Source organism: Pseudomonas nitroreducens TX1 (genome assembly GCF_000313755.1).
GTDB lineage: Bacteria > Pseudomonadota > Gammaproteobacteria > Pseudomonadales > Pseudomonadaceae > Pseudomonas > Pseudomonas nitroreducens_A.
Genome location: NZ_AMZB01000094.1, coordinates 14,025 through 38,176, shown reverse-complemented (window position 1 = coordinate 38,176; position 24,152 = coordinate 14,025). Strand labels below are relative to the sequence as shown.

Here is a 24,152-nt window from a genome sequence, read left to right as displayed (position 1 = left end):
ATGAGTTGGGCAGGATGTCGGGGGCCTCACCTCAACGGGATGTACCCTCTCCCCAGCCCTCTCCCTGAAGGGAGAGGGCGCTGTTCGGTGCGTTTGAAACGATCCGCGTCAGCCGGATAACGTGGCCCGGGCATGGGCTCGAGCCAACCGCTTGCAGCAGACAGTCCCCTCTCCCTTCAGGGAGAGGGTCAGGGAGAGGGGCTTTTCGCCTCGCTCCAATCAATCCAGGCGGAACACCAGCGCTTTCAGGCCGCTATCTTCCTCGATATCCGCGAATTCCGGCGGGTTCTCCAGGCGCTCGACGAAGCGCAGCGGCGGCGCCTCGGCGGCCATGCCTTGAAGAAGGAAGTCCATGCCGACGGCCGGGTCGTTCACGCAGGCCAGTACGGTGCCGGTACCGTCCAGCAGTTCCGGCAGGCGGCGCAGGACGCGGGCGTAGTCCTTGTCGAGGACGAAGCTGCCTTTCTGGAAGCTCGGCGGGTCGATGATGATCAGGTCGTAAGGGCCAGATTTCTTCACCTTGCCCCAGGACTTGAACAGGTCATGGTCGAGGAAGCTCACCCTGGACAGGTCGTGGCCGTTCAGGCGGTGGTTGTCGCGGCCCCGGCTGAGCGCGGCGCGGGCCATGTCGAGGTTGACCACCTTCTGCGCGCCGCCGGCAATCGCCGCCACGGAGAAGCCGCAGGTGTAGGCGAACAGGTTGAGCACGCGCAGGCCTGCGGAGTTGGCCTGTACCCACCGGCGGCCATAGCGCATGTCGAGGAACAGGCCGTTGTTCTGCTTGCGCCCCAGGTCCAGTTGGTAGCGCAGGCCGTGCTCGCTGATCTGCCAGCCGTCGAAGGCTTCGCCGTGGAGCACTTCCATGGTGCTTTCCAGGGTGTAGCGGTGCTGCAGCATCAGGCTGCGGGCGCCGGTGCTGCGCCAGGTCTCGCTGTCAGCCAGTTCGGTCAGCATTGTCCTGAGCGCGGCCAGCTCCTCGGCTTCCGGCTCGCGGAACAGCGACACCAGCAGCACGCCTTCCAGCCAGTCGGCGGTGACCTGCTCCAGCCCCGGCCAGCGCCGGCCGCGGCCGTGGAACAGGCGGCGGGTTTCCGCGGGAGCGGGGTTCAGCGCGGCGAGCAGTTGCTCGCGCAGGGTGGCGATGGCTTCGGTGTTCATCTTTCCGGTCTTTCTGGTTCAGGCGATCGGGGGCAATCGGGGCGGCGATTCTACGCGCTCAGGCGCCATGGCGCTGCACCTGCAGTTTTTCCTCCGGGCGCGGGGCGACGAAGTAGCGGTTGAGCGCCTCGTAGCCGGCGGGGTCCAGCGGTGCCGCCAACGGGGCGATGGCGTGGCGCGCCAGCAGGCGGTTGCGGCAGGTGGCCGGGTCGACGTCGAGAAAGTGCAGGCAGTGTGCCGCGCCGGCCTGTTGCGCCAGGTCGATCAGCCAACGGCGGTCGGCGAGGGTGTTGGCGGGGATGTCCAGCACCACGCTGGTGCCGGCGCGCAGCAGGCCGACCACGTGGGGGCCCATGACCTTGCGCACGCGGCGGGCGTAGAGCTGGTAGTCGTCGGGGTTGCTGATGCCCCAGGGAAACAACTCGGCCAGCCATTGGTCCTCGGCCAGCATCACGGTGCCCGGCGCTTCGGCCAGCTCCCGCGCCAGGCAGGACTTGCCCGACGCTGCCTTGCCGCACAGCAGGTGCAGCGTGCCTGTCTGCGTGCTCATGTCCTCGCCTCCAGCAGGTCGGTGCCATAGGAGTTGTCGACCGCGCAGCGCCAGGCGCCATTGGCTTCGCGGCGGAACACGTACGTGGCGCGGCGGCTCAGCTTGCCGTGGCGGGTGTCGAGCAGGGTCTGCGCGACCACCAGGGCGGTGTCGCCGGTTTCGAGAATTTCCAGGCGACCCTGGCGCACCCGCAGGTTGTGTCCGAAGTGCTCGGCGATGGCGACGAAAGCACGGCGGATCTGCTCCTTGCCGCGTGCCAGCAGGCCAGGCTTGACCACCAGCAGGGCGTCGTCGCTGTAGAACTCGATCAGCGCATCGAAGTCCTCGCGGCCGATGGCTTCGTCGGCGGCCTGGATGAGCGCCTGCAAGGGGTGCTGCTCAGGGGGGAAGGCCGCTTGGTTTGCCTGGTCCATCAATGTCTCCTCGATCGGGAGCCTCGGACGGCGGGCATTAAAAAACCCGCCGGGAGGCGGGTTTGGTTGTTCGCTTGAATGCGCTAACCCACCATCGGAGCGATGGTGGTAATAATCGGCTGGAAGGTGCGGTTGGCGGCATTCATGGTTCAGAAGCTATCAGAAGTTTCATACGTCGCGCCAGTGCTCTTTTTTGCTGGCGGCATGGCATGATCGCGCCGCCTCATGGTCCAACGCCCTGGTCCTTCTCCACGCCGTAGCGGAGCCATTTCATGCCTTCCCCCCTCGCAACCCGCTTCCTGCGCGCCCTGGCGTTGCTCGCCGGGTTGGCCGCGTCCGTCGATACCCTTGCCGCGACCTGCCCGACGGGGCAACGGCAGGTCTGCCTGGACACCTGCACCTGCCTGCCGGACCTGGGCGCCGTGCTTGGTCCGGTGCTGGCGGACACCCGCAAGATGGCCGCCCAGGCGCTGGGCGTGTGGCTGCAGCAGTCCCGCGAGCAGGCAGCGCAGGGCGGTACCGAGCCGATCCCGCTGGAGATCCGCGCACAGTTGCAGCCATACTTCTCCGACGACGTGCTGATGGCGGCGCGCTATTCCACCGGTGCGCTGGACGAGCTGAACGCCGCCCAGACGATCATGCAGAACCCCGACACCGAGGCCGTTACCCTGGTGGACGTGATTGTCTTCCGCAGCGAAGACGACGCCCAGAAGGATGTCGCCCTCTGGGCTCACGAACTGTGGCACGTGAAGCAGTACCAGGAGTGGGGCGTGCAGGGCTTCGCCACGCGCTATTCCGAGGACTTCGACGCCGTCGAGGCGCCGGCCTACGAGATGCAGCGCCGGGTCGCCAAGGACCTTCGCGACGCCAAGGTCACCGCGCAGCAGAACTGACCTCAGCGGCTGGCGCTGGCCTCAGGCGCCGGCGTGCCGCCGCCTAGCGCCTTGCACAGGGCAATCAGCGTCAGGCGCAGCTGGGTATCGCTGTCTACCACATCGCGGCGCGACTGCAGGTAGGCACGCTGGGCGTCCAACTCCACCAGGAAGTCGGTCATGCCGCCGGCATAGCGCACCTTGGCCATGCCGTAGGCAACGTCGCTGCTGTGCAGTCTTTCCTGCAGGCGCTGGTTGCGCTGGCGCTCGGCGCCGTAGTGGCTCAGCGCGTCATCCACCTCCTGCCAGGCCTTGAGCACGGTCTGCTGGTAGGACACCGCCGCTTCCTGCTGTTCCAGCTGGCGCAGGTTGATCTGCGAGCGCCGCCGGCCGTTGTCGAAGATCGGCAGCGACAGGCTCGGGCCGACGCTCCAGGTGCGGCTGCCCCAATCGCTGAACTTGCCATCGTCGGCCGATTCGTAGCCGAACTTGGCGCCCAGGCGGATGGACGGGTAGAGGTCGGTCACGGCCACGCCGATGTTGGCGGTGGCAGCGTGCAGCCGGGCTTCGGCGGCGCGGATATCCGGGCGGCGACGGGCCACCTCCGAAGGCAGGCCAAGGCTCAGGTCCGGCGTTTGTGGGGCGCTTTGCACGACGGGCTTGAGGTCATCGCGCAGGCTGCCAGGGTCGGCGCCGACCAGCACGCCGATCTGGTTGATCGCCGCGCTCTCGCTGGCGTGCAGCTGCGGCAGGCTGGAGCTCAGTTCGGCAAGCTGGCCGCGCTGGCGTTCGACGTCGAAATCGTCCACCAGCCCGCCATCGGCGCGCATCTGGATCAGTTGCAGGGATTGCTCGGTGGCGACTATGTCCTGGGTGGCCACGGCGATCTGCTGCTGTACTCCGCGCAGCTCGAAGTAGGCGCGGGCCAGTTCGGCCGAGACGCCCAGGCGCGTTTCTTCCAGCATTGCCTGCTGTGCCGCCACGCTGGCGTCGGCAGCCTCGATCGAGCGGCGGATGCGGCCCCACAGGTCAGGCTCCCAGGAGGCGTCGAAACCGGCCTGGTAGAGGGTGAAGGGTTCGGCGAGGACCTTGCTGATCTGCTCGCTGTTCGCGCCCGGGGCGATGCGCTGGATCATCAGCGCGTTGGCGCCGTTCTCGCTCATGCGCTGGCGGGTTACGCCGGCGCTGGCATTGACGTCGACGCCGCGCTGGGCCGCCACCATCTGCCGCTGCATGCGGCTCTGGGCGAAGCGCAGCATGGCGCTGTCGAGGTCCGGGCTGGCCTTGCCGGCGCGGCGCTGCAGGTTGTTCAGCACCGGGTCGTTGAACAGTGTCCACCAGTCTTCGGTCAGGCGCGTGCCACCCTCGGCGGGGTGCAGTTGCGCGTCACCGGAGTGCGCGGCCTGCCAACTGGCCGGCGCCTCGGGCTTCGGCGTCTCGTAGTCGGGGCCGACGGCGCAACCGGCCAGGGCCAGCAGGGCGAAGGAGAGGGGAGTGAGCTTGAGCGTCATGGTCGTTCTCTCACGCAAGCCGGTGGCGGAACAGCCACGAGGCCAGGGGCAGGGTGACGGCGGCCACCACCAGCATGGGGATCAGGTTGTGCCAGACATCGGCCAGCGTCGCGCCTTCGAGGTAAATGCGCTGGATCAGGTCGATGCCGAAGCGCAGCGGGTTGGCGTAGGTCACCACCTGCAGGAACTCGGGCATGTTGCGCACTGGCGTGGCGAGGCCGGAGAGCAGCGTCAGCGGCATGATCAGCACGAAGGTGTAGAGCATCGCCTGCTGCATGTTCAGCGACACGGCGCTGATCGACATGCCCAGCCCGACGCAGGCCACGGTGAAGACTGCCAGCCCGCCATAAAGATCGAGCAGCGAGCCGGCCATGGGGATATCGAACCAGAACAGCGCCATCAGCAGCACCAGGGTGGCCTGCACCAGGCCGATCAGCGTCGGCGGGATGGCCTTGCCCAGCATGATTTCCAGCGGCGTGTAGGGCGTCACCAGCAGTTGGTCGAAGGTGCCCTGTTCGCGTTCGCGGGCCACCGAGAGTGCGGTGAGCATCAGCGTCTGCATCATGCTCAGGGTGGCGATCAGCGCGGGGATCAGCGGCCAGCGGGTTTCCAGGTTGGGGTTGTACCAGGAGCGGCTGACCACGCTGATGGGCGCCGCCGCCAGGCCCTGTTCCTGGTTGAACTGCTGGACGACCACGGCCAGCCCGGCGGCGGCGGAGCCGGCGGTATTGGAGTTGCGCCCGTCGAGGATGACCTGGATCGGCGCCGGGTCGCCCTGGGCCAGGCGGGTCTGGAAGTCCGAGGGAATGTGGATCACCAGCAGGGCCTTCTGCTCGTCGATCACCGTCTGGATTTCCTCCACGCGGGTCAGCGTCGCCACGCGGTGGAAGATGCCGCTGCCATCCAGGCGAGAGATCAGGCGCGTGGAGGATTCGCTGTGGCTGAGGTCGAGCACGGCGTAGGGCGCGTCGTTGAGGTCGAAGGTCACGGCGTAGCCGAACAGCACGCTCTGCATCAGCACCGGCGCCACCAGCACGATGCGATTGGCCGGGTCTTTGAGGATTACCAGCAGTTCCTTGCGCCAGAGGTTGAGGATGCGCCAGAGAAATTCCATGTCGTCAGAACCTGCTCAATGTCTGCCTGCGCTTGCCCATACTGCGTTGGAAACAGGCCCAAAATGCTCATTTACAGCACGTAAACTGCGCTTTTTCGCCCGTTTCCGCCTTGTCTGGGCTGCACTCGGCGAGACCTTGAACACGTTCTAGTCCAGCCGCTTGCGCGTCACCAGCCGCGCCAGACCCAGCAGGGCGACGGCGTAGGCGGCGAGGATGGCGCAGTTCTTGAGGATCATCGGCCAGAAGTCGCCGGCCAGGAACAGGGATTTCACCAGCTCCATGAAGTAGGTTGCCGGCAGCAGGTTGCCGATCACGCGGATGGCGGTGGGCACGTTGCGCAGGTCGAAGATGAAGCCCGAGAGCATCATCGCCGGCAGGAAGCTGGCGAGCAGGGCGATCTGGCTGGCAAGGAACTGGTTCTTGGTCACTGCCGAGATCAGCAGGCCGATGCCCAGCGCCACCAGCATGTACAGCATGGAGGCGATCACCAGGACGATGAAGGAGCCGTAGACCGGCACGTCGAACAGGAAGCGCGCGGCGAGCAGGCACAGCGCCAGTCCGATCATGCCGATACCGAAGCAGGGGATGATCTTCGCCAGGAGGATTTCCACCGGGCGTACCGGCGTGACGAACAGTGCCTCCAGCGTGCCGCGCTCCCATTCGCGGGCCATCACCAGGGCGGTGAGGAAGGCGCCGACCAGGGTCATGATCAGTACGATCAGCCCCGGCACCAGGTACCAGGTACTGGTGTTGGCGGCGTTGAACCACATGCGCTGGACGATGGTGACCGCGCCAGCCTGGCGCGCCGAGCCGGCGCCGCGGTCGGCCTGCTTCTCGGCGTAGCCGGCCAGGGCGCTGCTGACGTAGGTAGAGACGCTGGCGGCGCGGGTGGCGTCCGAGCCCTGCACCAGCACCTGGATCTGCGCGTGGCCGTCGTTGAGGTTGCGGGTGAAATCGGAAGGGAACTGCACCAGCGCGTCCACTTCACGGGCTTTCATCAGCGCCTCGCCCTCGGCGAAGGAGCGCACGCGATGCGGCTCCAGATACTCGCTGCGGCTGATCCCGGCGGCCACGTCGCGGGCCATGGGGGAGGGATCGTCGAGGACGACGGCGACGATGGCGCGCTTCACGTCCAGCGACAGGCCGTAGCCGAAGATCAGGATCAGCGCGATGGGCAGGCCGATGCCGATCAGCAGGTTGCTGCGGTCGCGCACCAGTTGCCGCACTTCCTTGCGGGTCAGCGAGGCGAGGCGCCGCCAGAAGCCGCCAGCGCTCATGCGGCGCCTGCCTTGGCGTGATGACGGTTGCTTTCGACTATTTCAATGAACGCCTGCTCCATGTTCAGCGTGCTGCCCTTGCCGCCGGCCTGCTCGCGCACCTCTTGCGGGGTGCCCATGGCCAGCAGCTTGCCGGCGTCCTGGATGACGATGCGGTCGCAGTACTCGGCCTCTTCCATGAAGTGGGTGGTGATGATGATGGTGGTGCCAGAGGCTGCCAGCGCCGTGATGCGCTGCCAGAAGCCACGTCGGGCCAGCGGGTCGGCGCCGCTGGTGGGTTCGTCGAGGAAGAGGATTTCCGGTTCGTGGAGCAGGCCGACCGCCATCGCCAGGCGTTGCTTGAACCCCCCGGGCAACTGGCCGCTGGGCGAGTCCTCCTGGCCGCTGAGGTCGAACTGCCGGGACACCGCGTCCATCCGCTGGCTCAGGCGCCTGCCGCCAAGACCGTAGGCGCCGCCGAAGAAGCGCAGGTTCTCGGCCACCGAGAGGTTGCCGTACAGGGAGAACTTCTGCGACACATAGCCGACCTTGCGCCGCGCCTGGGCCCGCGCATGGCGCAGGTTGACCCCGGCCACCTGCAGCGTGCCACTGGTGGCCGGCAGCAGCCCGCAGAGCATGCGGAAGGTGGTGGTCTTGCCGGCGCCGTTGGGCCCCAGCAAGCCGAATATCTCACCACGGTGCACGTTGAAACTGGTGCTGGCCACGGCGGTGAAGTCGCCGAACTTGCGCACCAGGTCTTTCACTTCGATCACGGTTTCGTCGTTGTCGCCATGACGATGGGTGCCGGCCTTGAGAGCGTCCATGTCCACCGCCTCGGCATCGCTGCGGGCGCGCAGGAGGAACATGAAGCCGTCTTCCAGGCGCGCATCCACCTGGCGTACCGGGGCGCCGTCGAGCAGCTTGTCCAGGGTGGCCTGGTCGGCGTCGGGCTGGCGGATGAAACGCACTTCGCCGGACTGGGGCACGGCATCGACGATGTTCTGGTGGTCGTCCAGCAGTCGCGCCTGCAGGGTGCGCGCGGGCTCGTCCGAGGGTGGGGTGGCGACGAAGCAGAGGTTGTCGGCGTGCTCGCGGATCGATGCCGGGTCGCCCTGGGCCATCAACTGGCCCTGGTGCAGCAGGAAGACTTGGGCGCAGCGCTCGGCCTCGTCCATGTAGGAGGTGGAGACCAGCACGCTGAGCCGCTCCTGCTCGATCAGCTGCTGGATGATCTCCCACAGTTCGCGGCGCGACAGTGGGTCGACGCCAACGGTGGGCTCGTCGAGCAACAGCAGGTCCGGCGAGCGCACCAGGGTGCAGGCCAGGCCCAGTTTCTGCTTCATGCCGCCGGAGAGCTTGCCCGCCGGGCGCTCGGTGAAGCGCGCCAGGTCGGTCATCTCCAGCAGGCGCTGGTAGCGTTCGGCGCGCTGCTGGTGCGGTACGCCGTGGAGGTCGGCATAGAGGTCGAGGTTCTCCTGCACGCTCAGGTCTTCGTAGAGGCTAAAGCGCTGCGGCATGTAGCTGATGCGGTCCTGCACCTGCTGCGGGTGGGCGTGTACATCCACGTCCAGCACCGTGAGCGTGCCGGCGTCGGCCTGCAGCAGCCCGGCGACCAGGCGCAGGAAGGTGGTCTTGCCGGCACCGTCCGGGCCGACCAATGCGGTCAGCTGGCCGCGCGGGATGTCCAGGCTGATGTCCTTGAGCGCCTGCACCGTCCTGCCCGACTCTTTCACCAGGAACTGCCTGGCCAGTCCCTCGGCGCGGATGACTGCACGTTCGCTGGAGGCCATCAGCGCGGCTCGTCGGCGAAGCGCACCGTGGCGGGCATGCCCAGGCGCAGGCGGTTGTCCGGGTCGGCCACCAACACGCGCACCTCGTAGACGAGGCTGGTGCGCAGCTCCTCGGTCTGCACCGATTTGGGGGTGAACTCGGCGACCGAGGAAATGAAGCCAACGTGGCCGTCAATGGCCTGGTCCGGATGGCTGTCGGTGAACACCTGGGCTTTCATCCCCGGCCTGATCCGTCCCAGGCCGGTTTCACTGACGTAGGCGCGAATCCATTTCGGGTCGGTCAGCGCCAGGGAGTAAACCGGGCGCTGTGGCGAGGCCATGTCGCCGGGCTCGAGCAGGCGCGAGCGCACGGTGGCGTTCTGCGGCGCCTTGAGCTGGGCTTCGTCGAGGTTGTGCTGCAGCAGCGCCAGGTCGGCGCGGGCGGCGGCGAGCTGGGCTTCGGCCTGGGCGATGTCTTCCGCGCGGGGGCCGATCTGCGCCAGGCGCAGGGATTTCTGCCGGTCTTCCAGCTGGGCCTGGGCGACCCTCTGCTGCGAGGTGGCGCTGTCGATGTCCTGCTGGCTGACCGCGCGGCCGCCGGGGCTGTTGGCGCGAATGTTCTGCAGCCGGCGCAACTGGGTGTTGGCGAGATCGAGCTGGGCGCGCGCGGCTTTGTCCTGGGCGCGGGCTCTGTCGATGTCTTCGGGGCGCGAACCGTTCTTCAGGCGCAGCAGGTTCTGCTCCTGGGCGGCGATCTGCGCCTGGGCCTTGTCGACCTGCAGGCGCAGGGTGCGCGTATCGAGGCTGGCCAGCACGTCGCCGGCCTTTACCGCGTCGCCTTCCTCGACATTCATCGTCGCGATGCGCTCGCTGCCGGTGAAGGCCAGCGATACCTGGCGGATGTCCACGTTGCCGTAGAGCACCAGGCCCTTGTCGTCGCTTTCTCGGGACTGCAGGTACCACCACAGTCCGCCCCCCAGCAGCAGCGCTACGAGCGCCACCAGCACCAGCTTCTTCGGCATTGCCCCATCCCTGTTCCATGACAGCCCGGTGAAGGATAGACAGTTCCACGCCCAGCACGGCAACCTGGGTCAATGTGCGGTGCTCTGGCGCGCTGTTCTGCAATCGGTTGAGCGCCCGTGACGGGGTGGCTGGCGACGTCTGCTGGCGTGGAGCCAACTTTCTGCCGGAGTACCGCCAGGAGTGAAAGCGAGAACCCGGCGTCCGGGCATATGGCCTGACGAATGGGGCGACTCTGGCATTCGCTAACTGGCGATTATGCGAAACCGCGCCGTGCGACCCTCTCGTGGCTCGTGCAGAACGCCAGGGCTCATCCATACTCAAGCCATTCGTCCTGGCGCTGGGTCAGGTGGCAAGGAGGGCGGGATGCTCGACTACGTTGCTTTGGGAATACTGATTTTCGCCGCGGTGGTGCTGTTCTACGGGATCATCGTGCTGCACGACATTCCCTATGAAATCGCGGTGCACCGCGACCATCCCCATCAGGACGCGATCCACGCGGCCGGTTGGGTCAGTCTTTTCACCCTGCACGCGCTCTGGCCGTTCCTCTGGATCTGGGCCATGTTGTACCGCAAGGACCGTGGCTGGGGCTTTCACCAAGGGCGAACACCGCAAGCCGAGGCCGAGTATCTCGAAGGGCAACTGGCCGAATTGCGCCAGCGCCTGGAGGTACTGGAGGGCAGAACGAACGGCGCAGCCACGGCGGCGCCGGCCCCTGGCTGGGAGGGCTGAAGCATGGATTTGCTGCTGATCCTGACCTACACCGCCATCTGCATCGCCGTCTTCAAGATATTCCGCATCCCGCTGAACAAGTGGACCGTGCCCACCGCCGTACTCGGCGGCGTGGTGCTGATCGGCGCGCTGATCTTCACCATGAACTACAACCACCCGTATTCCGAGGTGGCGCGCTCCTACTTCGTCTCCACCCCGGTGATCCCGGTGGTGACCGGCCAGGTGATCGAAGTGCCGGTAAAGGGCAACCAGATGCTCGAGAAGGGGGCGGTGCTGTTCCGTATCGACCCCAAACCCTTCCAGCTGAAGCTGGATTCGATCAAGGCACAGCTGGTGTCGGCGCGCGCCGACCAGTCCCGCGCCCGCGAACTGGCGCTGCGCAACGTGGGCAATAAACGTGATGTCGACCTCACCACCGCCCGCGTCGATGACCTGGAAGCCCAGCTGGCGCTGGCCCAGTTCAACCTCGATAACACCGTGGTGCGTGCGCCGTCTCGTGGCTTCGTCACCCACGTGTCGCTGCGTCCGGGGATGATGGCGACCCGCCTGCCGCTACGCCCGTCGATGGTCTTCGTCCCGGACGAGGGGCAGTATTTCGCCGCCTGGATGCGCCAGAACAGCCAGTTGCGGCTGACCGCCGGGGACGAGGCGGAAGTCGCTTTCGACGGGATTCCCGGCAAGGTCTTCAGCGGCAGGGTCAAACAGGCTATCGGTGTGATCGGCGAGGGCCAGGTACAGCCTTCGGGCACTCTGCTCAGCTATACGGGATCACCGCCGCCGGGACGTGTGCCGGTGATCATCGAAATTACCGATCCGGATTATGCCCAGTACGCCAACCTGATGCCCGGTGGTGCATACGGCCAGGCGGCGATCTACAGCCAGCATTTCCACCACGTGGCGATCATGCGCAAGATTCTCCTGCGCATGGCGGCCTGGATGAACTACATCTTCCCGTTCCACTGATCCATCCTCGCGCTGCGGCCGCCCGGCCGCAGCCGCTTCCCTTGGGCAGGAGCGAGCTTGCTCGCGAACAGGCCTCGCCCTTGCGTGGGTGTCATGCGATTCGCGAGCAAGCTCGCTCCTACAAGCCAGCCTCCACGCGCCATCCGCCGTACGCCTGTCATGAAATGAAAAGCCCCTGTCGCACCATGTGAAGCTTCCCGCCCGGCCCCTGCCTATTGTCCGCTCAAAGGGCGCTTGCCTGCTCCAATTGGAGTGCCCACGACAACAAGACAACTGGAGATTCCGGCCATGGCCAAAGCCGTTCGTTTCTATGAAACAGGGGGACCCGAAGTCCTGCGTTACGAGGACGTGGAGGTCGGCGAGCCCGGCCCGGGGCACGTGCGCATCCGCCATGTGGCGGTGGGCCTGAACTACGCCGACACCTACTTCCGCAATGGCACCTACGCCGTCCCGCTGCCCAGCGGCATGGGCGTGGAAGCCGCCGGTGTGGTGGTCGCGGTGGGCGAGGGCGTGAACAACGTCGTGCCCGGTGACCGAGTGACCTATACCGGTTTCATCAACACCCTCGGCGCCTACAGTACCGAGCGCCTGGTGCCGGCGGCACCGCTGATCCGCCTGCCGGAGAACATCGCCTTCGAGACCGCTGCCGCCATGACCATGCGCGGCCTGACCTCGGCCTACCTGCTGCGTCGCATCCACGACTTCAAGCCGGGCCAGAGCATCCTGCTGCACGCGGCCGCCGGCGGTGTCGGGCTGATCGTCGCGCAGTGGGCCAAGCTGCTCGGCCTGCGCGTGATCGGCACTGTCTCCAGCGACGCCAAGGCCGAGATCGCCTTCGCCCACGGCTGCGAACATGTCATCAACTACAGCCGCGAAGGCGTGGCCGAGCGGGTGCGCGAGCTGACCGACGGCCGTGGCGTGGACGTGGTCTTCGACAGCGTCGGCAAGGACACCTTCATGACGTCGCTGGAGTCGCTCAAGCGCCGCGGGCTGATGGTCTGCGTCGGCACCGCTTCCGGTCCGATCCCGCCGTTCGATCCGGTGTTGCTGGCGATGAAGGGCTCGATCTTCCTCACCCGTCCGGCCCTGGCCGACTACATCGCCGACCCGGCGGAGAAGGCGGCGCTGCTGGATGAACTGTTCACCCACGTGGGTAACGGCGACATCCGCATCGAAATCAACCAGCACTATGCGCTGGAAGATGCCGTGCAAGCCCACCGCGACCTCGAGTCGCGCAAGACCACCGGCTCGTCGATCTTCGTCATCTGAGGGCGCCGCCATGCACGTAGAACGTCTGACCTGCAGCATTGGCGCCGAAATCTCCGGGGTGAACCTGGGCGACGCCTCCCGCGATGAAGGGCTGTTCGCCGAGCTGCGCGAGTTGCTGCTCAAGCACAAGGTGCTGTTCCTGCGCGACCAGGACATCACCCGTGCCGAGCACGTCGCCTTCGCCCGCCGCTTCGGCGAGCTGGAAGACCACCCGGTGGCCGGCAGCGACCCGGAGCATCCGGGCCTGGTGCGCATCTACAAGACCCCGGAGCTGCCCAACGATCGCTACGAGAACGCCTGGCACACGGACGCCACCTGGCGCGAGGCGCCGCCGCTGGGCTGCGTCCTGCGCTGCGTGGAGTGCCCGCCGGTGGGCGGCGACACCATGTGGGCGAACATGGCGCTGGCCTACGACATGCTGCCGGCCGAGATCAAGGAGCGCATCGCCAACCTGCGTGCGCGCCACAGTATCGAAGCCAGCTTCGGTGCGGCGATGCCCATCGACAAGCGCCTGGCGCTCAAGGCCCTGTACCCCGACGCCGAGCACCCGGTGGTGCGCACCCACCCGGAAACCGGCGAGAAGGTGCTGTTCGTCAACGCCTTCACGACCCACTTCAGCAACTACCACACCGCGCAGAACGTGCGCTTCGGCCAGGACGCCAACCCCGGCGCCTCGGACCTGCTGCGCTACCTGGTGAGCCAGGTGTACATCCCCGAGTTCCAGGTGCGCTGGCGCTGGAAGAAGAACGACGTGGCGATCTGGGACAACCGCTCTACCCAGCACTACGCAGTGATGGACTACCCGCCCTGCACGCGCCGCATGGAGCGCGCCGGGATCATCGGCGACAAGCCGTTCTGAGCCCTCTTCACAAGAACAATTACGGAGACAGACATGCAATTCTTCGACGATTCGCTGCACCCCGAGAACCAGGAAAAGGTGGTCATTACCACCGCTCCCTATGGCCCCGAATGGATGCCCGAGGACTTCCCCGAAGACATCCCGGTGACCATGGACGAACAGGTGCAGAAGGCCGTGGACTGCTACGAAGCGGGCGCCACCGTGCTCCACCTGCACGTGCGTGAACTCGACGGCAAGGGCTCCAAGCGCCTGTCCAAGTTCAACGAACTGATCGCCGGCGTGCGCGAAGCCGTGCCGGACATGATCATCCAGGTCGGCGGCTCGATTTCCTTCGCCCCGGAAAGCGACGGTGAAGCGGCCAAGTGGCTGTCCGACGACACCCGCCACATGCTCGCCGAGCTGACCCCAAAGCCCGACCAGGTGACGGTGGCGATCAACACCACCCAGATGAACATCATGGAGCTGCTCTACCCGGAGTACCTCAAGGGCACCTCCCTGGAGAACCCGCTGTACCAGGCGGCCTATAGCGAGATGACCGTGCCGGCCGGCCCGGCCTGGGTCGAGGAGCACTTGAAGCGCCTGCAGGCCGCCGGCATCCAGCCGCACTTCCAGCTCACCGGCATGCACGCCCTGGAAACCCTCGAGCGCCTGGTGCGCAAGGGTGTCTACAAGGGCCCGCTGAACCTGACCTGGATCGGTATCGGCGGCGGCTTCGACGGCCCCAACCCGTTCAATTTCATGAACTTCGTGCACCGCGCGCCGGATGGCGCCACCGTCACCGCCGAGTCGCTGCTCAAGAACGTCCTGCCGTTCAACATGATGGCGATGGCCATGGGGCTGCACCCGCGTTGCGGCATCGAGGACACCATCATCGGCCAGCACGGCCAGCGCATGACCTCGGTCGAGCAGATCCAGCAGTGCGTCCGCGTCGCCCATGAGCTGGGCCGCGAGGTCGCCAGCGGCAAGGAAGCGCGCGCCATCTACAAGATCGGCGTGCAGTACGACAGCGTCGAGCAAACCCTGCACATGAACGGCATGGCGCCCAACCGCCAGCCGGGCCAGAAGTCCGTCCCGCAGCGCGCGTGACAGGCTCCGAACCATGATCGTTATGGTTCTGCATGGCGGCTTCCCTCTCCCTAACCCTCTCCCTGAAGGGAGAGGGGACCGTTCGGTGCAGGTTGAAACCTTGACGTCAGCCGGCACGGATAGCGCCCTCTCCCTTCAGGGAGAGGGCGGGGGAGAGGGGCTTTGCAATGAGAACCTTCATTCCAGAACAACAAGAATCCACTGACCCACCCGGAGAGCTAGCACCATGGCCATCCACTCCGTCGCCCTGGGCGACATCCCTGCCACCGTGCCCAGTGTGCCGCGCCGCTATGCCTGGGTGGTGTTCGCCCTGACCTTCGGCCTGCTGATTTCGGACTACATGTCGCGCCAGGTGCTCAACGCCGTCTTCCCGCTGCTCAAGGTCGAATGGGCCCTGAGTGACGCACAGCTGGGCCTGCTCAGCGGCATCGTCGCGGTGATGGTCGGCCTGCTGACCTTCCCCCTGTCGCTGCTCGCCGACCGCTGGGGCCGCGTGCGCAGCCTGGCGCTGATGGCCATGCTGTGGAGCCTCGCCACATTGGGTTGCGCCGTCGCGCAGACCTTCCCGCAGATGTTCGCCGCACGCTTCTTCGTCGGTGTCGGCGAGGCCGCCTACGGCAGCGTCGGCATCGCCGTGGTCATCTCGGTCTTCCCGGCGCACCTGCGCGCCACCCTGACCGGCGCCTTCATGGCCGGCGGCATGTTCGGCTCGGTGCTGGGCATGGGCCTGGGCGGGGTGCTCGCCGCTCACCTGGGCTGGCGCTGGGCGTTCGCCGGCATGGCGCTGTTCGGCCTGCTGCTGGCGCTGCTCTATCCGCTGATCGTCAGCGAGAAGCGCATCGCCCCGGTGGCCGCCGCCGAAGCGCCGCGCCAGGCCGGCGGGCGCTCGCTGCGCAGCCTGTTCGGCAGCCGCTCGGTGATCGCCGCCTATCTGGGCAGCGGCCTGCAGCTGTTCGTCGCCGCCGCGGTGATGGTGTGGATTCCCAGCTACCTGAACCGCTACTACCACCTGGACACCGGCAAGGCCGGGCTGATCTCGGCGGTGATCGTACTGGTCGGCGGCAGCGGCATGGTGCTCTGCGGCATCCTCTGCGACCGCCTGGGCCGTGCCAACCCGCCGCGCAAGATCATCCTCGCCATCGCCTTCTGCCTGGTCAGCTGCCTGCTGCTGTCGGTGGCCTTCCACCTGCCGCCGGGTACCGCCCAGCTGAGCCTGATCTGCCTGGGCATGCTGGTCGCCGCCGGGACTTCCGGGCCGTCCGGCGCCATGGTCGCCAACCTCACCGCGCCGGCCGTGCACGGCACCGCCTTTGCCACCCTGACTCTGGCCAACAACCTGCTGGGGCTGGCACCCGGCCCGCTGCTCACCGGCGTGCTGGCCGACCACATCGGCCTGGACCGCGCCTTCCAGCTGATCCCGCTGCTGAGCATCCTCGCCGCGCTGGTGTTCATCTATGCCCGCCGCCACTACCACAACGACATGCGCCGCCTACGCGGCGAAGAGGAGGGCGCCTGATGCCGACTCTCAACCTGGACATGACTTTCGACTTCATCTGCCCCTGGTGCCTGATCGGCAAGCGCAACCTCGATGTCGCTCTGCGCCTGCTGGCGCGCCAGCGTCCGGAGCTGACCGTGCGGGTGAACTGGCTCGGCCTGCAGCTGTTGCCGCAGATTTCGATGGAAGGCGAACCCTTTGCCGAGTTCTACCAGCGCCGCCTGGGCGGCAAGCGTGCCGTAAAGGCACGCATGGGCGAAGTGCGGCGGGCGGCGGAGGGGGCGAAAGTCGACCTCGATCTCGAACGCATTCTCACCATGCCCAACACCACCTATGCGCATCGGGTGTTCCAGCGCGCGGTGCACGTGGGCAGCGACAGCCAGAAGGAACAGTTGCTGGAGATGATCTTCCGCGCACACTTCCAGCTCGGCCAGGACATCGGCAACCGCGACACCCTGCGCCGCCTGCTGCGCGCCTGCGATTTCAAGGAAGCCGACTTCGACGAAGCCCTGACCGACGGCGCGCGCCAGTTCATCGGCCGCCGCGTGGCCCTGGCCGACTCCAGCGTACCGATGTTCCTCCTCGAAGGCCGTGCCTTCGCCCTCGGCGGACAGAGCCCGGAGCAACTGTTGGCGGCGCTCTACCGAGCGCTGGAGCGCCAGTTCCCGGAGGCGATTCCGGCATGAGCGGTATGGTCAGAATCCCCGCCGAACGCCTACCGGCGCGCGGTGGCAGAAGCCTGTTCCATCACGACAACGGCATCATCCTGCTGTTCGATATCGACGGTGAACTGCATGCCATCGACGACAGCTGTCCCCATGCGGGCGCCTCGCTGTTCAGCGGCCGCCTGGATGGACGCTGGCTGCAATGCCCGGCCCACGGTCTGCGCTTCGATCTGGCCAGTGGATGCCCGGCGGGCATCAAGGGCTTCGGCCTGCGCCGCCACGGGATTTCCTGGATCGGCGGTGAATGCCATGTAGTGATCGCCGATGAAGAGGTGCCGGCATGACCGCACTGACGATTTCCGCGCTCGGCTCACGCAGTCGAACCTTGTTACCTGGCCTGCTGGTCAGCGCCATGGTGGCGGCCGCCGCGACATTCCTCTCCGAGCATTACGGCGCGCCGGTGATGCTCTTTGCGCTGCTGCTCGGTCTGGCAATGAACTTCCTCTCCGCCGACAGCGTGTGCAAGGCGGGCATCGAGTTCACCGCCCGTGAGATCCTGCGCCTGGGCGTGGCGCTGCTGGGCATTCGCATCACCTTCGGGCAGATCGCCGAACTGGGCTGGCAGCCGGTGATCATGGTGGTGGTGCTGGTGACGGTGACCATCCTGGTGTCGATCGCCGCGGCCCGCGCCCTGGGCTTCAACTTCCTCTTCGGTCTGTTGACCGGCGGCGCCACGGCTATCTGCGGCGCCTCGGCGGCCCTGGCTCTGGCGGCGGCCCTGCCGGCACACACGCAGAAGGAAAAGGCCACGTTGTTCACCGTACTCGGCGTGTCGGCGCTGTCGACCCTGGCGATGATCCTCTACCCGATGATCGTCCGCTCGCTGGGCCTGCCGCCGCTGCAGGCGGGGATCTTCCTCGGCGGCACCATCCACGACGTGGCGCAGGTGGTCGGTGCCGGGTACAGCCTTTCGAAGGAAGTGGGCGACAGCGCGACGGTGGTCAAGCTGATGCGCGTGGCGATGCTGCTGCCGGTGATCCTCTGCGCGGCGATGATCACCCGCGCCCGTGGCGTGGAGCCGGGGGACAAGCGTCCGCCGCTGCTGCCGTGGTTTGCCGTGGGCTTTGTGCTTCTGGCGGCGGTGAACAGCACCGGCTACCTGCCATCGCTGGTGGTGGAGGCGGGTGGCAAGCTGTCGCAGTGGTGCCTGGTGATTTCCATCGCGGCGCTGGGGATGAAGACTCAGCTCAAGGCGCTGGCAACGGTGGGGATCAAGCCGATCCTGCTGATGCTGGGGGAGACGGCGTTCCTGGCGGTGCTGGTGCTGGGGATGTTGCGCTTCGCCGGTTGATCCGCCCTACGTACCGGCGCCGACCTGTAGGAGCGGGGCATGCCCGCGAACCGCCGGCAGGGCCGGCGCTTGCCCTGGCTGCGACTTTTCAGGCGTGCTGCTTCAGCTTGATTGTCTCCGCGTCGCTTCTGCGTGCGCCTGGACGCTGTGTTTCGCCCCCTCGGGCGAGTCACTTTGCCAAACGACGCAAAGTAACCAAAGGTCTTGCCCCGGACATCCGGTTTTTCGCTTAGGCGAAAAATGCCCTCGCTCCATCGAAGTTCCAGGCGCACGCCGCGACGGGCCATCCCTGGCCCATCGCGGCTCTCGCGGCATCCATGCCGCTCAACCCCTGGAACTTCGATTCCTCTCGGCCTCCTGGACGGGGCATTCGGCGCGTGCGGATGTTTCTCTGGAAACCTTCAAGAGCCAAAGGCAAAGTGGCACGCGCGCTCTTGTAGGAGCGGAGCTTCTCCGCGATTCGCCGCTGGCGATGGGCGCCGGTGTATTCGGTCTGCGTCAGATTCCGCCGCGACGGACTTCGCGGACAAGGTCCGCTCCTACGCAAGCCCGGGCGTCGGCGCCAACCTGTAGGAGCGGGCCCTGCCCGCGATCCGCCGGCAGGGCCGGCGTTTCGGGTGGGTTCGCGAGCAATAACGATGGCGTCCCCCTCGCTCCTGCGAAGAGCACACCGAAGTTCACCTTGTAGGAGCGAGCTTGCTCGCGAACCGCCCGGCATCGCCCCCTTCAGGAATCGATCACTCCCCCTCCCGCCCCAGATGCTCCTTGCGCCAAGCCGCGGGTGACACGCCGAACTGCACGGCGAACCAGCGGGTGAACGAGCTGGGCATCGAATACCCCAGCAGGTCGGCGATGCGCCCCAGCGAATAGCGCGGGTTCTCCATGTAGCGCAGCACCAGTTCGCGGCGGACTTCGTTGATCAGGTCGGAGAAGGTCACCCCGTTGTCCTCCAGCCGCCGTTGCAGCGTGCGCACATTCAGCCCCAGAGACTGGGCGATCTGCTCGATGGTCGCGCGGCCCATGGGCAGCAACAGGTAGATCGACTTGCGCACCTCGTTCAGCGTGCTGCCATCGGTGGCTCCGGGCAGGGAGTCGACGAAGCTGCGCGCATGTCGCGCCATGGCCGGGTCGGCCATGGGGTTGGCGGCGTCGAGGTCGGCGGCGGGGATAACGATGCCGTTGAACTCGCTGCCGAATTCGATCTTGCAGCCGAACAGACGCCGGTGCACTTGCATGTCTGCCGGGGCGTCGTGGCTGAAGTTGACGCTGATCGGCCGCCAGTGCGGGCCGAGGAGGGCGGCGCAGAGGCGGTAGAGCGTGCCCAGGGCCAGCTCCAGGCCCTGGCGCATCGGCATCGGCGGCACGGTGAGGAGTTCCTCGCGCAGGATCGCCATCTTGCCCTCCTGGTCCACGTACAGCGCCAGGGATTCGTTGAGCAGGTGGCGGTAGCGGATGATGGTGTCCATCGCCTCGCGCAGGGTGGCCTGGTGCGACAGCAGCAGGCTGATCACGCCGAAGTCGGCGAGCTGGCGCGATTCGGCCATGCGCAGGCCGAAGGTCTCGCAGCCGCTGATGCGCGCCGATTCCTCCAGCAGGGTCACCGCCGCGGAGACGGGGATGCGCTGCTCCGGGTGCTCGAGCATGGACTGGGAAAGGCCCACCGCACTCAGTTGCTGCTGCGGGTTGAGGCCCAGGTGTCGGGCCACTTCCAGGTAGTTGGTGAGGGCCGCAATGCGAACCATTGGGGTCATGCCGATCGCCTTCTTGTTCTTGTGATTGCTCCGTGCCGGCGGGGTCCGTGGACGCCCGACGACCAGAGTGCACGCTGGCTGTGTCGATGACCTCAGATTCTAGCGACAGCTGTAACCAATCGTGTACGAAAGTTCTCACTTCGGCCAGTGCCCGCGACGCTCTGGAATGCACCGTACGTCCCGATACGCCCGGCGTCCGCGGAAGCGGCGGGATATCAGGCAGGCCGGGACCTGTCATCAAATGCGAAGTGCCTGACGCTCAATGCAAAGCACCGCCACCGGGGCATCTCTACTGTCTGTCCAACAAGTTCGAAATCACTGAAAGGTGAACCGGTGAACAACAATAAATCTTCCACCACCGTCCTCATGGTCCCCGGCTTGCGCGACCACGTCGCCGAGCACTGGCAGACCCTGCTTCAGCAGCGCCTGCCCAATGTGCGCAGCGTACCGCCGCTGACCGAGAACAAGCTGGACCTGAATGCCCGTGTCGATGCCATCCAGCGCGAACTGGAATGCATCGAGGGCGAGGTGATCCTGGTCGCCCACAGCGCCGGTGTGCTGATGGTCGCTCATTGGGCGGCACGCTACAGCCGGCCGATCAAGGGTGCGTTGCTGGCGACGCCGCCGGATCTCGACGGCGACTGGCCGGCCCACTATCCCAAGCCGACGGTCCTGGCGGAAATGGGCTGGGCGCCGCTGCCGCTGGCGCCTCTGCCATTTCCCACGCTGGTGGCATGCAGTGACAACGACCCGCTGGCAAGCCCGGAGGCCGTGCAGCGCATGGCCCGCCACTGGCGCGCCAGCCTGGTGGAACTGGGCCGTGTAGGCCATCTCAACCCCGCTTCGGGATTCGGCGACTGGCCAGAGGCCGAGGCGCTGATCCAGATGCTGGATACCTGATTCACCCAGGCAACTGATCAACCCAGCAACTCCCGGTCCCGGCGTCCGCGCCGGGGCAGGTCCCCGTGCGCCCTGGCGCAGGGGGAAGGGGCTGCGGGACGGGCCCGGAAAGCGTCCCGACCACAACAAGAAACGGAGCACACGCATGCATCATCAGAGCAACCCCCTGCAACGCTGCCTGCTGGCAACCGCTGTCGTCACCGCGATGGCCAGCCAGTCGCTGCAGGCCTTCGAACTGGACACCGGCAACCCGGACCTGTCGATCCGCTTCGACAACACCGTCAAGCTCAGCTACGGGCAACGGGTCGAGTCGCCCAACAGCAAGATCGCCGGCACCGCCAACACCAACGACGGCGACCGCAACTTCTCCTCCGGCAGCCCGGTGACCCAGCGCTTCGACCTGCTCAGCGAGCTGGACTTCGTCTACCGCGACAGCATGGGTTTCCGCCTCAGCGCCGCCGGCTGGTACGACCATGCCTACGATGATGTCGGCGCGGATAACCCGTTCCCCGGCCAGAAGGGCAACGCCGGCCACCTGGTCAGCCGCAACGGCACCGTGATCGCCCCGCGCGGCGCACAGCCGGCCACCCACGGCTTGAGCACCTTCGCCGACCGCTACTACAACGGCCCGTCCGGCGAGCTGCTCGATGCCTTCGTCTTCGCCAGCCACCAGGTCGGCGACGACATGCAACTCAGCGGCAAGCTCGGCCGTCACACCATCTACTGGGGCGAGACCCTGTTCAGCGCCGCCAACGGCATCAACTACGGCCAGTCGGCCCTGGACCTGGGCAAGCTGTACAACGTGCCCGGCACCGAGGCGAAAGAGCTGTTCATGCCGCGCAACCAGCTGTCCGCCTCGCTGACCGTGAACCCCGAGCTGACCCTGGCTGCGCAGTACTTCCTCGAGTTCGAGAACTCGCGCTTCCCCGAAGGCGGCACCTACATGGGCCCCTACGACATGCTCAACGACGGCGGCAACGTCTTCTGGCTGCCGCTGCCTGCACAGAACGCCTTCTATGGCGCGCCGCGCGGCCACGACCGCGAGCCGGGCAATACCGGCGACTTCGGCCTGATGGCCAAGTGGAGCCCGGAATGGCTCGACGGCACCCTGGGCTTCTACTACCGCAACACCTCCGACACCCTGCCGGCGGTGCTCGTCGACGCGCCGAACCTGCACAAGCCCGGCCTCGTCGGCCTGCAGGGGATGAACTACGTCACCGCGTACGCCGACGACATCGACATCTATGGCATCAGCCTGTCGAAGGAAATCGGCGGGGTGAGCGTCGGCATGGACCTGAACTACCGCGAGAACATGCCGCTGGCGAGCAACTTCACCACGGTCAACTCCACGCTCTATGCAGCGGCCAAGCGCGGCGCGGTCAACGGCGCCAACCTGATCGGCGAGCTGCCCAGCGACGGCGACACGGGCCTGGCTCGCGGCAAGACCTTCCATGTCGTGCTAAACGGCCTGGTGACCTTCGGCGCCACCCCGCTGTGGGACGCCTCGTCCCTGGCCGTGGAAGGCACCCTGACGCACCTGGTGGACGTCACCGAAGGTCAGCAGACCTTCAAGGGCGACTCCAGCTACCACGGCGTGGACAAGGTCACCACCAACGCCTACGCCATGTCCGCCAACTTCACTCCGACCTGGTACCAGGCCTTCCCCGGCGTCGACCTGTCCATGCCCATGTCCTACAACGTCGGCCTGCACGGCAATTCGGCGGTGCAGCTGGGCGGCAACGAAGACGCCGGCAGCTACTCGGTCGGCGTGGCCGCGGACTTCCACCAGAAATACCGCCTGGACCTGAAATACGTCGACGCCTTCGGCCCCTTCGATACCTGCGAGAGCGGCCGCGACAACAACACTCCCGGCGCCAACGGCCAGTACCAGTGCATCCCCGGCCAGATCACCTCGCAGGCGGGTCTTGCGCCCCTGCTGAAGGACCGCGGCATGGTCACCGCATCCCTGAAGGCCACCTTCTGATTTCACGTAAGGCTTCGAGCTCGAAGCAGGAGAAATACAGCATGAACTTCAAGCCCACCCTGATTGCCACCGCCCTCGGCCTGAGCCTCTGCGGTCTGGCCCAGGCTGCCGTTTCCCCGCAGGATGCCGCTCAGCTCGGCAGCACCCTGACCCTGGTCGGCGCCGAGAAGGCCGCCAGCAGCGACGGTTCGATTCCCGCCTACGCCGGCGGCCTGACTACCGCTCCGGCCAGCTTCAAGGCCGGCGACAGCATGCGCCCGGACCCGTTCGCCAGCGACAAGCCGGTGCTGGTGATCGACGGCAAGAACGTCGACCAGTACAAGAACGAGCTGTCGGCCACCACCGTCGAACTGGCCAAGCGTTATCCGACCTTCCGTGTGGACGTCTACCCGACGCACCGCAGCGCCGCGCTGCCGGACACCGTGCTGGAGAACAGCAGGAAGAACGCCGTCACCGCGCAATCCCTGGAGGGCGGCACCGCCATCGACAACGCGCTGCCGGGCGTGCCGTTCCCGATTCCGAAGACCGGCGCCGAGGCCATGTGGAACTTCCTGCTGCGCTACCAGGGGGTGAACATCAAGGCCAAGTATGACTCCTGGAACGTCGATGCCTCGGGCAGCGCCAACCTCGCCACCACCGGCCAGGCCTTCATCAACTACCCGGTGTACGAGGACCTCACCCAGCCGGTGAAGGGCTCCGAGGTCTATTACCAGATGAAGTTGTACTACAGCGGTCCGGCCCGCCGCGCCGGCGAGGCGATGATGCTCAAGGACGCCGCCAACCCGCTGCAGCAGCCGCGCCGCGCCTGGCAGTACCTGCCCGGTCAGCGCCGCGTGAAGCTCGCGCCGAACCTGGCCTACGACACCCCCAACCCCGGTATGGCCGGCGCCGGCACCTACGATGACGTGTTCGTCTTCAACGGTGCGCTGGACCGCTACGACTGGAAGCTGGTGGGCAAGCAGGAAATGGTCGTGCCCTACAACACCTACCGCCTGACCTACGCCAGCGACATCAAGCCGGTGGTCACGCCCAACCACCTGGCGCCCGACTACGTGCGCTGGGAAAAACATCGCGTGTGGGTCGTCGAGGGCACCCTGAAGTCCGGTGCGCGGCATATCTACGCCAAGCGCCGCTTCTACCTCGACGAAGACAGCTGGGTGGCCCTGGCCTCCGACCAGTACGACGCCCGTGGCCAGCTCTACCGCGGCTCCTTCGCCTTCCTCAGCCAGAGCTACGACAAGCGCATCCCGGACGCCACGCCGTTCATGATCTACGACCTCACCGCCGGCTCGTACAACATCAATGGCGTCGTCGGCCCGTACGGCGGCATCAGCTACATCGACCCGCTGGCCAAGACCCAATGGTCCCCCGAGGCGTTGGCCGGCAGCGGCATTCGCTGACCACGGGCGGCGGCCCCGGCCGGGGCCGCCGCT

Annotated in this window: 22 protein-coding genes; 13 read left to right on the top strand and 9 right to left on the bottom strand. The window is 66.7% G+C overall.

The annotated features are described in order from the left end of the window. Positions 1–219: 219 nt before the first annotated feature. The 3 genes from C167_RS0108140 to C167_RS0108130 are packed head-to-tail and all read right to left on the bottom strand — an operon-like array spanning position 220 to position 2,121. Positions 220–1,158, bottom strand: coding sequence for a class I SAM-dependent methyltransferase (locus C167_RS0108140; RefSeq protein ID WP_017517773.1), 939 nt, complete (start codon positions 1,156–1,158; stop codon positions 220–222). A 58-nt stretch (positions 1,159–1,216) separates the two neighbouring features. Then, entirely contained in the window at positions 1,217–1,708 is a 492-nt protein-coding gene (locus C167_RS0108135; protein ID WP_017517772.1) for an AAA family ATPase, read from the bottom strand. Further along, positions 1,705–2,121 carry a YybH family protein gene (locus C167_RS0108130; protein WP_017517771.1) on the bottom strand — a complete coding sequence of 139 codons (417 nt, stop codon included), beginning with the start codon at positions 2,119–2,121 and terminating at the stop codon, positions 1,705–1,707. The genes C167_RS0108135 and C167_RS0108130 overlap by 4 nt, the downstream gene beginning before the upstream one ends. 272 nt (positions 2,122–2,393) lie before the next feature. On the opposite strand from C167_RS0108130, the gene C167_RS0108125 reads away from it, so the two are divergent. Further along, complete coding sequence (locus C167_RS0108125; RefSeq protein WP_017517770.1) at positions 2,394–3,014, top strand: DUF4157 domain-containing protein; 621 nt, start codon at positions 2,394–2,396, stop codon at positions 3,012–3,014. A gap of 2 nt (positions 3,015–3,016) precedes the next feature. On the opposite strand, the gene C167_RS0108120 is transcribed toward C167_RS0108125, so the two are convergent. From C167_RS0108120 to C167_RS0108100, 5 genes are all read right to left on the bottom strand, one after another. Next, positions 3,017–4,504, bottom strand: coding sequence for an efflux transporter outer membrane subunit (locus C167_RS0108120; RefSeq protein WP_017517769.1), 1,488 nt, complete (start codon positions 4,502–4,504; stop codon positions 3,017–3,019). 10 nt (positions 4,505–4,514) lie between these two features. Then, entirely contained in the window at positions 4,515–5,618 is a 1,104-nt protein-coding gene (locus C167_RS0108115; protein ID WP_017517768.1) for an ABC transporter permease, read from the bottom strand. Between the two features lie 147 nt (positions 5,619–5,765). Further along, positions 5,766–6,896 (bottom strand): ABC transporter permease, encoded by a 1,131-nt coding sequence (locus C167_RS0108110; RefSeq protein ID WP_017517767.1) that lies wholly within the window; start codon positions 6,894–6,896, stop codon positions 5,766–5,768. Continuing rightward, positions 6,893–8,665 (bottom strand): ATP-binding cassette domain-containing protein, encoded by a 1,773-nt coding sequence (locus C167_RS0108105; protein WP_017517766.1) that lies wholly within the window; start codon positions 8,663–8,665, stop codon positions 6,893–6,895. The genes C167_RS0108110 and C167_RS0108105 overlap by 4 nt, the downstream gene beginning before the upstream one ends. Beyond that, positions 8,665–9,666, bottom strand: coding sequence for an HlyD family efflux transporter periplasmic adaptor subunit (locus C167_RS0108100; RefSeq protein WP_017517765.1), 1,002 nt, complete (start codon positions 9,664–9,666; stop codon positions 8,665–8,667). The genes C167_RS0108105 and C167_RS0108100 overlap by 1 nt, the downstream gene beginning before the upstream one ends. Positions 9,667–10,030: 364 nt before the next feature. Here C167_RS0108100 and C167_RS0108095 point away from each other — a divergent pair, with 364 nt between their 5' ends. The 9 genes from C167_RS0108095 (at position 10,031) to C167_RS0108055 (ending at position 18,084) form a co-directional block, all read left to right on the top strand. After that, a complete protein-coding gene (locus C167_RS0108095) occupies positions 10,031–10,396 on the top strand; it encodes a DUF3302 domain-containing protein (RefSeq protein ID WP_017517764.1) in 366 nt (121 codons plus the stop codon). A 3-nt stretch (positions 10,397–10,399) separates the two neighbouring features. Continuing rightward, positions 10,400–11,359 (top strand): HlyD family secretion protein, encoded by a 960-nt coding sequence (locus C167_RS0108090; RefSeq protein ID WP_017517763.1) that lies wholly within the window; start codon positions 10,400–10,402, stop codon positions 11,357–11,359. Between the two features lie 288 nt (positions 11,360–11,647). Then, positions 11,648–12,628: a quinone oxidoreductase family protein gene (locus tag C167_RS0108085; RefSeq protein WP_017517762.1), complete on the top strand. Its 981-nt coding sequence runs from the start codon at positions 11,648–11,650 to the stop codon at positions 12,626–12,628. Between the two features lie 10 nt (positions 12,629–12,638). Then, positions 12,639–13,487, top strand: coding sequence for a TauD/TfdA dioxygenase family protein (locus C167_RS0108080; RefSeq protein ID WP_017517761.1), 849 nt, complete (start codon positions 12,639–12,641; stop codon positions 13,485–13,487). A gap of 33 nt (positions 13,488–13,520) precedes the next feature. Continuing rightward, on the top strand, positions 13,521–14,573 hold the full coding sequence (locus C167_RS0108075; RefSeq protein WP_017517760.1) for a 3-keto-5-aminohexanoate cleavage protein: 1,053 nt from the start codon (positions 13,521–13,523) through the stop codon (positions 14,571–14,573). Positions 14,574–14,799: 226 nt separating this feature from the next. Beyond that, complete coding sequence (locus tag C167_RS0108070; RefSeq protein ID WP_017517759.1) at positions 14,800–16,089, top strand: MFS transporter; 1,290 nt, start codon at positions 14,800–14,802, stop codon at positions 16,087–16,089. After that, the gene (locus C167_RS0108065) at positions 16,089–16,754 is read left to right on the top strand and encodes a DsbA family protein (RefSeq protein ID WP_017517758.1); all 666 of its coding nucleotides are present in this window, start codon (positions 16,089–16,091) and stop codon (positions 16,752–16,754) included. The genes C167_RS0108070 and C167_RS0108065 overlap by 1 nt, the downstream gene beginning before the upstream one ends. Next, the gene (locus C167_RS0108060; protein ID WP_017517757.1) at positions 16,751–17,077 is read left to right on the top strand and encodes a Rieske (2Fe-2S) protein; all 327 of its coding nucleotides are present in this window, start codon (positions 16,751–16,753) and stop codon (positions 17,075–17,077) included. Before C167_RS0108065 ends, C167_RS0108060 begins: the two co-directional genes overlap by 4 nt. After that, positions 17,074–18,084 (top strand): YeiH family protein, encoded by a 1,011-nt coding sequence (locus tag C167_RS0108055; RefSeq protein WP_017517756.1) that lies wholly within the window; start codon positions 17,074–17,076, stop codon positions 18,082–18,084. Before C167_RS0108060 ends, C167_RS0108055 begins: the two co-directional genes overlap by 4 nt. Before the next feature lie 737 nt (positions 18,085–18,821). Here the strand turns inward: C167_RS0108055 and C167_RS0108050 are convergent. Next, on the bottom strand, positions 18,822–19,826 hold the full coding sequence (locus C167_RS0108050) for an AraC family transcriptional regulator (RefSeq protein ID WP_017517755.1): 1,005 nt from the start codon (positions 19,824–19,826) through the stop codon (positions 18,822–18,824). 375 nt (positions 19,827–20,201) lie between these two features. Between C167_RS0108050 and C167_RS0108045 the strand changes: the two genes are divergently transcribed. From C167_RS0108045 to C167_RS0108035, 3 genes are all read left to right on the top strand, one after another. Further along, on the top strand, positions 20,202–20,735 hold the full coding sequence (locus C167_RS0108045) for an alpha/beta hydrolase (protein WP_037006052.1): 534 nt from the start codon (positions 20,202–20,204) through the stop codon (positions 20,733–20,735). Between the two features lie 145 nt (positions 20,736–20,880). Beyond that, entirely contained in the window at positions 20,881–22,719 is a 1,839-nt protein-coding gene (locus C167_RS0108040) for a DUF1302 domain-containing protein (RefSeq protein ID WP_017517753.1), read from the top strand. A gap of 41 nt (positions 22,720–22,760) precedes the next feature. After that, positions 22,761–24,119 (top strand): DUF1329 domain-containing protein, encoded by a 1,359-nt coding sequence (locus C167_RS0108035; protein WP_017517752.1) that lies wholly within the window; start codon positions 22,761–22,763, stop codon positions 24,117–24,119. Positions 24,120–24,152 lie beyond the last annotated feature (33 nt).